This is a genomic window from Paraburkholderia sp. RL17-337-BIB-A, from assembly GCF_046025895.1.
Lineage (GTDB): Bacteria > Pseudomonadota > Gammaproteobacteria > Burkholderiales > Burkholderiaceae > Paraburkholderia > Paraburkholderia fungorum_C.
In genome coordinates this window covers 440,411-454,190 of sequence record NZ_JARESY010000002.1, presented here as the reverse complement: position 1 = coordinate 454,190, position 13,780 = coordinate 440,411, and the positions used below count along the sequence as shown (strand labels likewise).

Genomic DNA, 13,780 nt, shown 5'->3' with positions numbered 1-13,780 from the left:
CGATTGATGAGGCGCTGGCCTCACGCCGCCGCGCTTACGGCCGGTGGCGCGGACCGATGCAGCAGCACCGGGACCGACTTCGAGGTCGGCGTATTGCATACGTCGCCGACGCTCGAGAGCGGGACGAGCGGGTTCGTCTCCGGGTAGTACGACCCGATGCAGCCACGCGGAATGTCGTACTCGACGAGCAGGAACGAGTCGGCCCGCCGTTCGATGCCGTCGTCCCACACGGTCGTCATGTCGACCCAATCGCCTGCTTTGAAGCCGAGCATTTCCAGGTCTCTGGGGTTCACGAACACGACACGGCGTTGCCCGAATACGCCGCGGTAGCGGTCGTCGAGCGCGTAGATCGTGGTGTTGTACTGGTCGTGCGAACGGGTCGTCATCAGCGTCATCACGCGTTCGCCGTGCAGCTTCTTCGCGCGGCGGATCGGAGTGTCCTCCTCGATCTGATGGACGACGAAGTTTGCCTTGCCGGTCGCTGTCTGCCAGTCGCGCTCGCGGGAGGCGACGCGCAGGTGAAAGCCGCCCGGATGCGCGATACGTTCGTTGTAGTGTTCGAAGTCGTCGAGCACACGCTCGATCGCGTCTCGCACGCGCGCATAGTCTTTTGCATAGCCGAGCCAGTCGACTTTCGCGCTTCCGAGCGTCGCGTTCGCAATGTGCGCGACGATCGCGGGTTCCGACATCAGGTTCTTCGATGCCGGGATGTTCATGCCGTAGGAGACGTGGACCATGCTCATCGAGTCTTCCACAGTGACGCCTTGCGACACGCCGCCCTGGATGTCGATTTCTGTGCGACCGAGGGTCGGCAGGATGAGCGCGTCCTTGCCGTGCACGAGATGGCTGCGGTTGAGCTTGGTGGTGATATGGACGGTCAGGTCGCAGGCGCGCAGCGCATCCCACGTGCGTGGCGTGTCCGGTGTCGCGATCGAGAAGTTGCCGCCGAGGCCGAGGAACACCTTCACATGGCCTTCGAGCATTGCTTCGATCGTTTCGACGACATCGTAGCCGTGCTCGCGCGGCGGCTCGAAATCGAACACCTTGCCGAGGCGGTCGAGGAATGCCTGCGACGGCTGCTCTTCGATGCCGACCGTACGGTTGCCCTGCACGTTCGAGTGGCCGCGAACCGGGCACAGGCCCGCGCCTTCGCGGCCGATATTGCCGCGCATCAACATCAGGTTCGACAGCATGTGCACGGTCGCAACCGAGTTCTTGTGCTGCGTAAGGCCCATACCCCAGGTTGCGATCACGCGCTTGCCGTTGACGTAGATGCGCGCGAGGCCTTCGATGTCTTCGCGGGGCACACCCGATTCGGCTTCGAGCGCGGTCCAGTTTGCGGCGCGCAGATCGGCTGCGAAGGCTTCGAAGCCGGACGTGTGCTGCTCGATGAACGGCACGTCAAGAACGCGTTCGGTGCCTTGCGCGCACGCTTCGTCATCGAGTTCGAGCACACGCTTCGCGACGCCTTTGAGCAGAGCGAAATCACCGGCAAGCTTCGGCCGGATGAAGGTCGACGCGATTTTCGTGCTCGACATCGTGAGCATTTCGAGCGGGTGCTGCGGGCTTGCGAAACGCTCCAGCCCGCGCTCCTTCAGCGGATTGATCGACACGATGGTGGCGCCGCGTTTGGCGCATTCGCGCAGCTCGCCGAGCATGCGCGGGTGATTCGTCGCGGGATTCTGACCGAAGATGAGCAACGTGTCGGCAAGTTCGAAATCGTCAAGCGTAACCGTGCCCTTGCCGATGCCCACCGTGGTGGGCAGGCCGCGGCTCGTCGCCTCGTGGCACATGTTCGAGCAGTCCGGGAAGTTGTTGGTGCCGTACATGCGCACAAACAGCTGATACAGAAATGCGGCTTCGTTGCTCGCGCGGCCCGACGTGTAGAACGCTGCCTGGTCCGGGTTGCCGAGCGCATTCAGGTGCTTTGCGATGAGCTGGAACGCGTCGTCCCAGGAGATCGGCTGGTATTTGTCGGAGCGCGCGTGATAGACCATCGGGTCGGTCAGGCGGCCGTGCTGTTCGAGTTCGTAATCGGTCTGCTTCATCAGCGTTTCGACCGTGTACTCGTCGAACAACGCGGGCGTCACGCGCTTGCTGGTCGCCTCAGCGGCAACCGCCTTCACACCGTTCTCGCAGAACTCGAAGGTCGAAGCATGTTGGCGGTCCGGCCACGCACAGCCGGGACAATCGAAACCGTCAGGCTGATTCTGCTTGAAGAGGGTTTTGTAGTTGCCGCCTGTAACCTTCTCCTTGATCAGGTTGATGGCAACGTACTTCAGTGCGCCCCAGCCGGCGGCAGGGTGATGATAGGGTTCGATGCGACCCTGCGGCTTGGATTTTTCCATGACGTCAGCTCCGTAGAATTTACGCTTTGCTTGCGTCCTGGAAGTCGGGCGTATCGCGTGGCGCGTGCAGTGACTGAAGGTTAAGAGTCTTCGGCCTTGCGCAGAGCACACAAATTCAGAGTGTTGAAAAGAGTACAGTTCAGGTACGGCGCCTTGCCACGGAAACTGTGCTCTGGAAGAGTACAGTTGACCGCTACACGCGGGAGGCCGCGACGCAGCCCGAGGCGGGATGGAAACGTCGGACGAACTGGAGAGAGTCGGTGAAGTTATACGAGAAGCTGGCGAAGGACATTGAACGCCAGGTCCGGCGCGGCGTGTTTCGCCACGGCGATCGCATCCCATCGGTCAGGCAGACGAGCCAGCATCACAAGCTCAGCATGACGACGGTGATCCACGCGTATTTGCTGCTCGAAAGCAAGGGCATCATCGAAAGCCGCCCGCAATCCGGGTACTTCGTTCGTCTTACGCCGGCCGGTGCAGGCAACACGGCTGCGAATGAGTTGCTGGCTTCGAAGCCGATCGCGGTATCCGCGCAGGTGGACGTAAGCCGGCTCGTGTTGTCCACGCTGCGCTCGATCGCAACCGAGTCGGCCCTGCCGCTGGGCTCGCCTTACCCCGACCCGAAACTGTTCCCGCTCGACAGGATCAACCGCTATGCCTACGGCATCGCGCGACGCAAGACGCAGTGGGGCGTCGCCGTCGAACTACCGCCGGGGAATCCGCAATTGATCCGACAAATCGCGCGCCGGTACGTGGAGAACGGCGTGACGGTGGATCCCAACGAGATTGTCGTGACGCTCGGCGCGACCGAGGCTATCAATCTGTGCCTGCAGGCCGTCGCGAAGCCCGGTGATACGGTGGCCGTCGAGTCGCCGACGTTCTACGCGATGCTGCACGCGATCGAGCGGATGGGAATGCGCGCGATCGAAGTCGCAACGCATCCTCACGAAGGAATCGATATTGGCGCGCTGTCCCGACTTCTCGACACGCGTCGCATCGCAGCGTGCATGGTGATGCCGAATTTCCAGAATCCCCTCGGGTTCCAGATGCCCGACGAGAGAAAGCGCGAGCTGGTCGAACTGCTCGAGCGGCACGACGTGCCGGCTATCGAAAGCGACGTCTACAACGAACTGTACTTCGGCAATTCGCATCCCACTCCCCTCAAGTCGTACGATACGAAAGGGCTGGTACTGCACTGCGCATCATTTACAAAGAGCCTGACGTCCGCGTATCGGATTGGCTGGGCGATTCCCGGCCGTTACCGGGACCAGGTCGAAAAACTCAAATTTCTCAATACGCTGACGACGCCGTGGGTGCCGCAACTCGCGATCGCCGAATACCTGGAGAAGGACGGCTACGAACATCACTTGCGGCGCGTACGCAAGGCGTTTGCGCAGCAGGCGGACCTCATGATTGCGACCGTCAAGCGGTTTTTCCCCGAAGGCACGCGCACGTCGCGTCCGGCGGGTGGGTACGTGCTGTGGGTCGAGCTGCCGCCGGACGTGGACTCGATGAAGCTCTACCAGCTCGCGCTCGAACAAGGCATTACGATCGGGCCGGGCTATATGTTCTCCACGACGAACAGCTACCGCAATTTCATCCGGCTCAATTACAGCTATACGTGGTCGCCGGAAATCGAAAAGGCGTTGATCACAGTCGGCAAGCTCGTCGGCGTGTGCATGCGCTAACGGATACTTCGATTGATACCTGCGTATGAGGCGAGTCGATATCAGCCGCCCGTCACCGGCGGAAAGAACGCCACTTCACAACCGTCCGTCAGTTCGAAACTTCCCGCGCGCATCACATGATCGACCGCCGCTCGAACGGGACGCCCCGTTGCGAGCGCTTCGCGAAGCCCCGAACTGCGTTGCGCCAGCAGCGTGCGCAAGCTGTCCACGGTCGGCGTAGCGCTCGTGCCCGCGTTTAGTGTGACCGTTTCATGCGTCAGTCCGGTTGCTTCGCGGATGCTTGCGAAATACTTGACTTCAATCTTCATGTTCGACGCCTAAGCAATGTGTCTGGATGCCGCCTAGCCCCCCACGAGGGACATGCGCACGGTCGGATAGACTTTCTTTGAACCGACTCGCGCGCGTACGCCGCGCAGCTCCGAATATCGATCGTCACGGTCGCGCCAGCGGACCAGGATTTCCCTCGCAAGGGCTTCGGGCGCAAGGGCTTCGCCGAGCCATGGCTTGAGATCAAGAGATCCCGTCGCGAACAGGCACGTGAACATCTTGCCATCGGAGGAGACGCGCGCGCGCGTGCAGTCTCCACAAAACGGCTGTGACACGCTGGAGATGAATCCGACGCTTCCCGCTCCGTCCGCATACTCGAAGTTGCGCGCGGTGTCGTTCGCGCGTTGCGTGAGCAGAGGTTGAAGTGCGAACTCGCTTTCTATCAGGCGCCGTGCATCGTCGGAGGTGAAAACGCTATTTCTTGCCCATGACGCGGCACCGCCAACGTCCATGAACTCGATAAAGCGGACGACGACGCCCGTGTTTCGAAAGTACCGCGCGATCGGCAAGATCTGGCTCTCGTTCACGCCCCTCTCGACAACCGTGTTGACCTTTACCGGCGACAGGCCAGCCGCCGCTGCCGCTTGAATGCCTTCCAAAACCCGCGCAACCGGGAAGTCCACGTCGTTCATCCTTCGAAATACCGCATCGTCGAGACTGTCGAGACTGACGGTCACGCGCCGCAGACCGGCATCGCGCAGCGAGCGGGCCTTTGCAGCAAGCAACGAACCATTCGTCGTGAGCGCGATTTCGACGTCTTTTCCTTCGGGCGTACGAAGGCGAGCAAGTCTCTCGATCAGCGTCTCGAGATTCTTGCGCAGCAGCGGTTCGCCTCCCGTAATGCGGATTTTTTCGACGCCGAGCATGACGAACGCCTTCGCCAGGAACGTCATCTGGTCGAACGAAAGACGCGACTCCGAACGAAGGAACGGGTAGTCCTTCGTGAAGACTTCCTTCGGCATGCAATACGTGCAGCGGAAGTTGCACTGATCGATGACCGACAGCCGCAAGTCTTTTAGGGGGCGCCCCAGTTTGTCCGTGCATTCGGACAGAAGTGGCGTCGATTCGGCTTCTCCCGACGCGATGGGAGGTGCTGCGTGGGCGCTGCGTAACGCGTAGTGGATGGTGCTCACGTCGACCTCTGTGTGCTTCATGGCAAAGAGTGGTTGTTTTCGCATGCGCGGCATGCGGTGCGGCGCCGACTTCCGGCCGCTCGACCGATTCATACGGCAAAGGATAGAGCGAAACCAGCGCACCGAATGAGTACAGTCGTTCGCCCATTGCAGGAGCACACACGACATCACCGCGGAGACGACGCCGCCCGGCGCGAACATACGCAGGTTTGATTGCCGCGAATCGCGCCGGCACGTTTCTGTTGGCCGGGGCGCCATGCACTGCGGGTACCGCAGCAGTGAGGCTGCGCGTCCCGGGCATCGTCCGTCCGCGACGACGCCAATCGCCGTATCATGAGCCATCGTAGGGGGTACACGTTCGTAACCGGAGACCGGAGGTCCCGTATGGCCACGACTCACGGGTCGGCTTCGCCTGACACGACACCTGCCATCGCGCTCGCCTTGCAAGGAGGGGGCGGCCTCGGCGCCTATCACATCGGCGCCTATGAGGCGCTGGCCGAGGCTCATCTGCTGCCTGACTGGGTGTGCGGCACCTCGATTGGCGCCTTCAACGCAGCGGTGATCGCGGGAAACCGACCGGAAGATCGCGTAAAGAGGCTGGCGGGGTTTTGGGACGCCATTTCGCGGCCTGGTGTTTTTCTGCCTGAGGATGCGACCGCGCTGCGCTACTTGCACAACGTGGTGAGCTATGCCGATGCGGTGGTGTTCGGGCAGCCCGACTTCTTCACACCGCGTAATCCTTTCACGCTCTTTTTACCCGATGCGCCTTCGCAGAACGTGAGTTTCTACGACACCACGCCAATGCTGGCTACGCTGCAGCGCTTCGCGACGTTTCCGGTCGCGCGCGACGCGGCGGTCCGGCTGAGCCTTGGCGTAACCGACGTCGAATCGGGGACCATCCGTTACTTCGACAGCAAACGCGAGAGCATCGGGCCTTCGCACGTGCTCGCAAGCGGTTCGCTTCCGCCGGGCTTTCCGGCGACATCCATCGACGGCCGGCTCTACTGGGATGGCGCCTGCGTATCGAATACGCCGCTCGACGAGATCGTGGCGCGCTCAGGCCATGCGCATCTCGTAGTGTTCATGATCGACCTGTGGAGCCTCGCGGGAAAGGCGCCGCGAAACATGAACGAAGTGCTCTGGCGGGTGAAGCAGATTCAGTATGCTAGCCGTAGCCGCTATCACCTCGATACGGCCGTGGCATGCGCCCGGCTCCGTCAGGCCGCGCACCAGCTCAGGACGCATGACGAGGCAGCCTCGGCCGTAGCGAAGGAGCCTGCGTTTCAGCGGCTCGACATTGTCCATGTCGTTTATCGACCGGCTCCTGATCAGGTACCCGGCAGTGATGCGGAGTTTTCGCGTGAATCAATCGCCGAGCGGCGTGCAGCCGGCTATGCCGATCTGAAAGCGGCGATCAGCAGGAAGCCGTGGTTGACAGAAAAGTCGCAGGCCCATCTTGGCGTGGTGGTGCATCGTGTCGAGAATGGCCTGGTGACGACAGAGGCTGCGGGGGCCGCGCAGGAAGCGCCTGCTCCGACGGAAGCTGGTCAGTCCTGATACGCCGGGGGGGCTTGTCAACCGGATGCCTCGCGCGGCATGCCGCAGTCGAATGGCGAGATGCAACCTTCGCGATTGGAATCGTCCCGAACGACACGTATTCCCAAGCCGATAGGTATTCGTTCTTAAAAGGTAAGTTAGGTCGAAAGTCAGTTGTGGATCGACCTCAACCACTCGACATCAGGCTTTGTCCAACAGGTTTGAGCCATTCGCGTAAGTCTGGGTGCTGGCAGAAGGCGGAGCGCAAATCTCCGCACATCCGCCATCTAATGTCGAGAAGCGAACCTACGACGACTTCTTCACATCCTTCGTCACCGGCCTGGCCGCGGGGGCAGGCTTGCTTTGAGCAGCGGCATGCGTGACCGGCATAGCGCCGGGCATCGGATGGTTCTGTGCACCTGCGACTGGATGGCCCGGCGCACCAGGATGTTCGATCGGCCTGTGCGCGGCTATCGCGTGGTCGGGTAAGTGGCCGCCGTGATTCATTATGACCTTATGAAGTTCGTCCCTGCGATGGAAGACGTCTTCCCGATGATCGCCATGGGCGTAGAAGTGCCGGTGCCGCACTCCGTCCGGGCCGACCACCCAGATATAGGTATCGCCGCCGAAGAACACCACATCCCGGTCGACAATAGTCGAGATGTAGATGTCATTCGGCATCGGCTGATAAGCCTCTTCGACGACCACGGGCGGCGGGGGTGGCGGTGGACTCAGCGCGCCCGCCAGTATTTCGTTTACTTTGTTCGGATCGACCACGAGCAGGCCCTGCTCGTTGGTCGCACACCCCGCAAGGAACGTCGCGCAAGCGATCGATGCGAGGGAAATTCGCAATGTTGTTTTCAAATATAACCCCGGTACTGACTTTTTTAAATGCTCGCTTATATAACGGCTGCGCAGCTAACGTCCTTGACAGTCCAAAAAGGGATTCTTGTGCGATAAATATTACGCACCGTTACGCGCGCGCCAATGTCCTTTACGTAGAAAGCCGACGGGTTCTATGCCTTGGGCCGTGAAACAGCATCACTGTGCCTTGTTTTGCTGCTCGATCGACCGGGGCTTGCAGTTCCTCGTCCGGCATCAAGACCTGGTTGTCGACTCATACTGAGTTCGACAGCAGCCTTTGCGGACCCCGATGGATGACCCCCGTCTGCCGACCACAGACAATACCCCCCACCCCTATACTAATTCTGTGCCCTAAAATATACTCCCCCAGGGTATTAATGGGAGAGCTTCCGGTGGCACACACCATCAAAGAGAAACAAAAACTGCTCAACAGGGTTCGCCGCATCAAGGGGCAGGTAGAAGCCATTGAACGGGCGCTCGAGGAAGAGCACGGATGCACCGACGTCCTGCAGCGGATTACGAGTTGTCGAGGCGCGATGAACGGTCTGCTTGCCGTCGTGCTGGAGGACCATATCCGCAACCACCTTGTTGATGCGGAGCACGGCGAGGAGCACAGTAACAGCGCGACAGAACAACTCATCGAAGTTGTTCACAGCTATTTCAAATGATTCGGGTTGGAAATGACTGATTTCAAAGAAGAGGCGTTTGGCGCCGGGCATGACCACGTTTTTCTTGGTGTTGGCCACGAGCAGAACGAGCGCAAGACGTGGGCCGTCATTGCGCTATGCAGCGCGATGATGCTGATTGAAATCGTCGGCGGAACTATGTTTGGCTCGCTCGCGCTTGTCGCGGATGGTCTGCACATGTCGACGCATGCGGGAGCAATGCTGATTGCGGCGTTTGCCTATACCTACGCACGCAAACACGCCGCTGACTCCCGCTTCGTGTTCGGTACTGGCAAGCTGGGCGATCTCGCAGGATTCACGAGTGCCATCGTGCTTGCAATGATTGCGCTGCTGATCGGTTACGAAGCCATCTCGCGCTTCCTGTCACCGGTTCCCATCCATTTCGGCGAAGCGATTCCCATTGCTGTATTGGGCCTGCTCATCAATCTGGCGAGCGCGTGGCTGCTGAGCGGGGACCACCACGGACACGGTCATGGTCATGGTCACAGCCATAGCCACGCCCATGACGGACACGGACACGGTCACGGTCACGGTCACGGTCACGGTCACGGCCATGATCACAGCCATAGCCACGCCCATGACGGCCACGCTCGCGAAGACGAAGCACAGAAGGTTTTTTCCACTTCGGGGCCGTTCGCAGTTTCCAGATTCGAGGAGCACGATCACGACGCACATGACCCGGCAACCCGGGACCACAACATCCGCTCAGCCTATGTTCACGTAATAGCCGACGCAGCGGTCTCGGTGCTGGCTATCATTGGCCTTGTGCTGGCACGGGTCTTTGGCTGGCTCTGGATGGATCCTCTCGCAGGCATCATTGGAGCATTCGTGATTGCGAACTGGTCTTACGGCTTGCTGCGCGATACCGGCGCGATTCTTCTCGACATGAATCCCGACCGACGCATGTCGGAGAATGTCCGTCACGCCATTGAGGACTGTGGCGACAAGGTGGTTGACCTGCATGTGTGGCGAGTAGGTCCCGGTCATATGAGTGCTGTGGTATCGGTGGTGACGAACAAACCCCAGCGAGACTCCCGTTTCTATCATGCAGTGCTTGAGCGCTTCAAGGGACTATCGCACATCACGGTTGAGGTACAACCTTCTCTTGTTGCGGCCTAACGGGCATTGAACAAAAACTGGCATAAAGCGCGTGAACTTTACGGCGATCTATTCGAAGGCGAATAGCCGGCCCGCTTACACGGGCACACTGATCTTCTCAAACTGAAAAGCCGGCAATCCATGGAAACGGATATCACCTCATCACACCGGACTCAGGCCGGTGCAGCGCCGGAGGTTCTCGCGGTGTTTCTCAAGTTGGGATTGACATGCTTTGGCGGTCCCATTGCACATCTGGGATACTTCCGCCGGGAGTTCGTCGAGCGGCGCCGCTGGCTCGATGACGAAACCTTCACCGATATCGTCGGACTCTGTCAATTCCTTCCAGGACCGGCCAGTAGCCAGGTGGGATTCTCGATTGGTCTCCTGCGAGCCGGATGGCTTGGGGGCCTCGCCGCCTGGTGCGGATTCACGCTTCCGTCGGTCCTGCTCCTGCTCGGTTTTGCTGCCATCGCCCCGAGTCTTGGTGGCCCGGTCGGTGGGGGTTTGATCCATGGCATGAAGCTCGTCGCTGTCGCTGTCGTCGCTCAAGCGGTTTGGGACATGGCGCGGCGCATGTGTCCGGATCGCCGCCGTGCCGCCATCGCGCTCATGGCTATCGTGTTGCTAAGCATGCTGACCACTGTTTATGCGCAGCTTATCGTTATCGGCCTTCGCTGCGCTCGGACTCGCGCTTTGCAAGACAACGACATCCCCGGACGCCGCTCGCGTACCGCAGCATGCCCACGAATTCCGCATTTCACGCAGGGTGGGCGCCATTGCCTTCATCCTCTTCTTTGCCTTATTGTTCGGCCTCCCGGCGCTGGGCCGACTCAACGCGGATCAGGCCGTCGCGGTCTTCGAAGCGTTCTACCGCTCCGGCGCACTTGTGTTTGGCGGCGGCCACGTCGTGCTTCCGCTGCTCCAGCAGGAAATCGTTGCACGCGGCTGGGTTTCGTCGAACGATTTTTTGACAGGCTACGGTGCCGCCCAGGCTGTCCCGGGCCCTCTGTTTACGTTCGCTGCATTTCTTGGCTGGACGATGGCCGAAGCGCCGAACCACTGGGTCGGTGCGGTGCTCGCCACCGCAGGCATCTTTCTGCCGGGTCTGCTGCTCGTTCTTGCAGCGCTGCCCTACTGGCAGGCGCTGCGCGCCCACCCGTCGGCGGCTGCATTGCTTTCTGGAGTGAATGCCGCAGTAGTTGGCCTGTTGGCCACCGCACTGTACTCGCCGGTCTGGACCAGCGCGGTTCTCTCGGAACTTGACTTTGCCATCGCCGTCATCAGCTTCTTCTTGCTGACGCGCTGGAAAATTCCGCCACTCGCCATTGTTGTGCTCTGTGCGCTCGCCGGTATTGCAGAGGCAAGCCTGCACTGATCTGGCAATTCCCCTTAGGAATGGGAAAGTGGTGAATGCAACTCAAGCCCTCCTCCTGTCAATTTCTAATGGACTGCAGAAAATAGTGATCCGGCAACGAAATCCCCAGGCCTAGTCGCGCCGCTTCGCGATACACATGCCCGCCCACCGCCGCAAACTGAACGCCCCAGTTACCCACTGTGTAATAGAAAGTGATCTGCCGGGCATCCGTGCGGCCGGGCGCGCGGCCGGTGATCACATCGGTATAGACCGGCCAGCCCGTCGTATCCACCCGCTCCCCACGCGACACAGGCAGACGTGCCCGTTCATCTCCACTTCCGCCGATAAACGCATTCGGGCTGCCCGACACGCGCTGGCTGAAGCGCCCGCTCTCCGCCATCGGCAGACGTTCATGGCCTTGCGCGATGCTCACGTCGAAGCGGCTTGCCACCCTGGCGTCGAATTCACGCGGGGTGAGCGCCACCACGTGCATGCCGGGTTCCAGCCAGTCGGCGTCGATCACGGGTGTCATGCTGTCAGTGCAGGTGGTGACGATGTCGGCGCCGCGCACCGCCTCCTGAGCCGAGCCGACCGCATCGACTTCGATCCCAAGTTTCGCCGCCATGTCCTGCGCAAAACGCGTGCGATTCACCTCGCGACGGCTGAAGACTCGCACGCGCCGAATGTCGCGCACGGCAACCAGCGCTTCGAGAAACGTTTCCGCCATGCCGCCCGAGCCGATCATGCCGACGACCTGCGAGTCCTCGCGCGCAAGCAGCCGCGTGCCGAGCCCCGCCGCGCCGCCCACGCGCATGTGTTGCAGGTGGCCGTCGTTGAGCATCGCGAGCGGCTTGCCGTTCTCGGTACTGAACAGCATCACCAGTCCGCAATACGTGCCGGGCTCGACGCAGTACTTCTGCTCGCTGCCCGCGCGGCCGTCGGCGTCGCGCGGCCACACCATGACATCCGACTTCAGACGCACCGCCAGAATGCCGTCGGTCGCGCCGTCGACCGAGCCGAAGCGGTAATAGCTGTCGTCGCGCGCCGTCGGCACATAAGTGTCGATACGCGGACGCCCAATCGACGCGCCATCCGGCAAGCCGGCAAACGCGCGTTCCTGCACGTCAATGCAATCGCGCATGGTGAGCACGCGCGCCACGCAGTCGTTATCGATAAGCAACATCGTAGTGAGTCCCCGTGCGTCCGAACCAGCGGTCTTAATTAGCGTTCGTGTTAGCGCGCCACGAGCCGCGCCGCCCCTGCTCCCGCACGCCGCCCGAACACGACACCTGCGACCAGCCCCGTGCCGCTGCCGTAGTTGTGATAGTAAAGACCGCCGACAATCTCACCCGCCGCGAACAACCCCTGAATCGGCGTACCCGACGTGTCGAGCACCTCGGCCTCGGTGGACACCTTCAGTCCGCCGAACGTGAAAGTCACACCGGTAGTGACGCCATAAGCTTCATAAGGTGGCGTGTCCAGCCGGTTGGCCCAGTTGGTTTTGTCGATGGCGAGCCCGCGCGTGCGCAGGCCGTCGTGGATGTTCGGATTGAACGACACATCGGGTCGCGCCGCGTCGTTATACGCGCGCACGGTACGCAGAAAACCTTCCGGATCGACGCCCGTGAGTTTCGTCGCCAGTTCTTCGAGCGTGTTCGCCGTCTCTTTCGTGATGCGCGCGATCCGGTATTCGTCGCGCAGCAGCTTGACGACTTTCTGATCGAAGATCTGCCACGCGAAAAGACCTGGCTGGCGCAAGACTTCATACCCGTATTTCGCGTACGTGAAGCTGTGAAAGTCGAGTCCCTCGTCGAGAAAACGCTCGCCCTTCGCGTTCACCAGAATCCCGAACGGATAGTTATGTTTCTGGAAGCGGTCGCCAATCGTCAGATCGCCGTACTCGGGCGCGTTCATGTCCCATTGCACCGCATGCGCACCCGACCAGTGCCCCGTTACCGCCGCGCCAATTTCCATCGCCATCTTGTGGCCCCAGCCGGTGTTGTAGCGTGTGCCACGCACTTTCGCGAGATCCCAGTTCGGCCCGAGATAGCGCGCCCGCATTTCCGCACTCGACTCGAAACCGCCGCATGCAAGCACCACCGCTTTCGCGCGGATGTCGACCTGGCGGCCCTCGTGCATGGCACGCACGCCTTCGATACGCCCGTCACCGTGCAACAGGCCCATGGCCTGAGTGCGATAAAGCACACCAATGCCCGCATCCTTTAGCGCATGGTGCAGCGTTTCGACGAGATGCGTGCCGCCGCCCAGAATGTGGCAGGCCAGCCCGCCCCAGAAACGGAACTTGCCTTCCACGCGAAACGCCTGCCGCCCCAGCGCGGGTTGAAAACGCACGCCATGCCGCTTGAGCCACAACGCCGCGTCGTAGCTGTTGCCGATCAGTACGTCGGTCAGTTCCGGGTCGGCGCGAAACTCGGTAAGCCGGCCGATATCGTCGAAATACTGCTCACGCGTGTAGGTGCCGAAATCGATATTCGGCAGATCCAGTTCCGCGATATCCGGCGCGAGCTTCAACAGATCGTCGACGGATTCGTAGACGAAACGGAACGCACCGCCGGTAAACGCGGAGTTGCCACCGCGCGCTTCTTCCGGTGCGCTTTCGAGTAGCGCGATGCGCTTCGCACCGCCTTCGCGCGCGGCAAGCGCCGCATTGGCCGCGGCATTTCCCGCGCCGATTACGAGCACGTCGATATCGTTGAGTTCGTCGAGGGTCATCAGTTGGCTCTCC

General features: G+C 61.1%; 10 protein-coding genes and 1 pseudogene. 5 read left to right on the top strand and 6 right to left on the bottom strand.

The genetic code is table 11. The features are described 5' to 3' along the window. Nucleotides 1–20: 20 nt before the first annotated feature. Nucleotides 21–2,348, bottom strand: a complete 2,328-nt coding sequence (locus tag P0D84_RS23010; protein WP_408340695.1) for an FdhF/YdeP family oxidoreductase — start codon at nt 2,346–2,348, stop codon at nt 21–23. Nucleotides 2,349–2,608: 260 nt separating this feature from the next. Between P0D84_RS23010 and P0D84_RS23005 the strand changes: the two genes are divergently transcribed. Beyond that, a complete protein-coding gene (locus P0D84_RS23005) occupies nt 2,609–4,036 on the top strand; it encodes an aminotransferase-like domain-containing protein (protein ID WP_408340693.1) in 1,428 nt (475 codons plus the stop codon). Between the two features lie 41 nt (nt 4,037–4,077). On the opposite strand, the gene P0D84_RS23000 is transcribed toward P0D84_RS23005, so the two are convergent. Both P0D84_RS23000 and moaA read right to left on the bottom strand, forming a co-directional pair. Then, nucleotides 4,078–4,344, bottom strand: coding sequence for a MoaD/ThiS family protein (locus tag P0D84_RS23000; RefSeq protein ID WP_408340691.1), 267 nt, complete (start codon nt 4,342–4,344; stop codon nt 4,078–4,080). A 33-nt stretch (nt 4,345–4,377) separates the two neighbouring features. Then, a complete protein-coding gene (moaA, locus tag P0D84_RS22995) occupies nt 4,378–5,517 on the bottom strand; it encodes a GTP 3',8-cyclase MoaA (RefSeq protein WP_408340689.1) in 1,140 nt (379 codons plus the stop codon). A 363-nt stretch (nt 5,518–5,880) separates the two neighbouring features. Between moaA and P0D84_RS22990 the strand changes: the two genes are divergently transcribed. Beyond that, entirely contained in the window at nt 5,881–7,053 is a 1,173-nt protein-coding gene (locus P0D84_RS22990; protein WP_408340687.1) for a patatin-like phospholipase family protein, read from the top strand. 285 nt (nt 7,054–7,338) lie between these two features. On the opposite strand, the gene P0D84_RS22985 is transcribed toward P0D84_RS22990, so the two are convergent. Then, on the bottom strand, nt 7,339–7,884 hold the full coding sequence (locus P0D84_RS22985; RefSeq protein ID WP_408340685.1) for a hypothetical protein: 546 nt from the start codon (nt 7,882–7,884) through the stop codon (nt 7,339–7,341). A 404-nt stretch (nt 7,885–8,288) separates the two neighbouring features. Between P0D84_RS22985 and P0D84_RS22980 the strand changes: the two genes are divergently transcribed. The 3 genes and pseudogenes from P0D84_RS22980 (at nt 8,289) to chrA (ending at nt 11,055) form a co-directional block, all read left to right on the top strand. After that, the gene (locus tag P0D84_RS22980) at nt 8,289–8,564 is read left to right on the top strand and encodes a metal/formaldehyde-sensitive transcriptional repressor (protein ID WP_408340683.1); all 276 of its coding nucleotides are present in this window, start codon (nt 8,289–8,291) and stop codon (nt 8,562–8,564) included. A 12-nt stretch (nt 8,565–8,576) separates the two neighbouring features. Next, nucleotides 8,577–9,701: a CDF family Co(II)/Ni(II) efflux transporter DmeF gene (gene dmeF, locus P0D84_RS22975; RefSeq protein ID WP_408340681.1), complete on the top strand. Its 1,125-nt coding sequence runs from the start codon at nt 8,577–8,579 to the stop codon at nt 9,699–9,701. A 120-nt stretch (nt 9,702–9,821) separates the two neighbouring features. Then, nucleotides 9,822–11,055: pseudogene (chrA, locus tag P0D84_RS22970) on the top strand (chromate efflux transporter). Between the two features lie 58 nt (nt 11,056–11,113). Here chrA and P0D84_RS22965 read toward each other — a convergent pair. Together P0D84_RS22965 and tcuA are read right to left on the bottom strand one after the other, a co-directional pair. Next, the gene (locus tag P0D84_RS22965) at nt 11,114–12,217 is read right to left on the bottom strand and encodes an ornithine cyclodeaminase family protein (RefSeq protein ID WP_408340679.1); all 1,104 of its coding nucleotides are present in this window, start codon (nt 12,215–12,217) and stop codon (nt 11,114–11,116) included. A gap of 50 nt (nt 12,218–12,267) precedes the next feature. Beyond that, a complete protein-coding gene (gene tcuA, locus P0D84_RS22960; protein WP_408340677.1) occupies nt 12,268–13,767 on the bottom strand; it encodes an FAD-dependent tricarballylate dehydrogenase TcuA in 1,500 nt (499 codons plus the stop codon). Nucleotides 13,768–13,780: the final 13 nt, after the last annotated feature.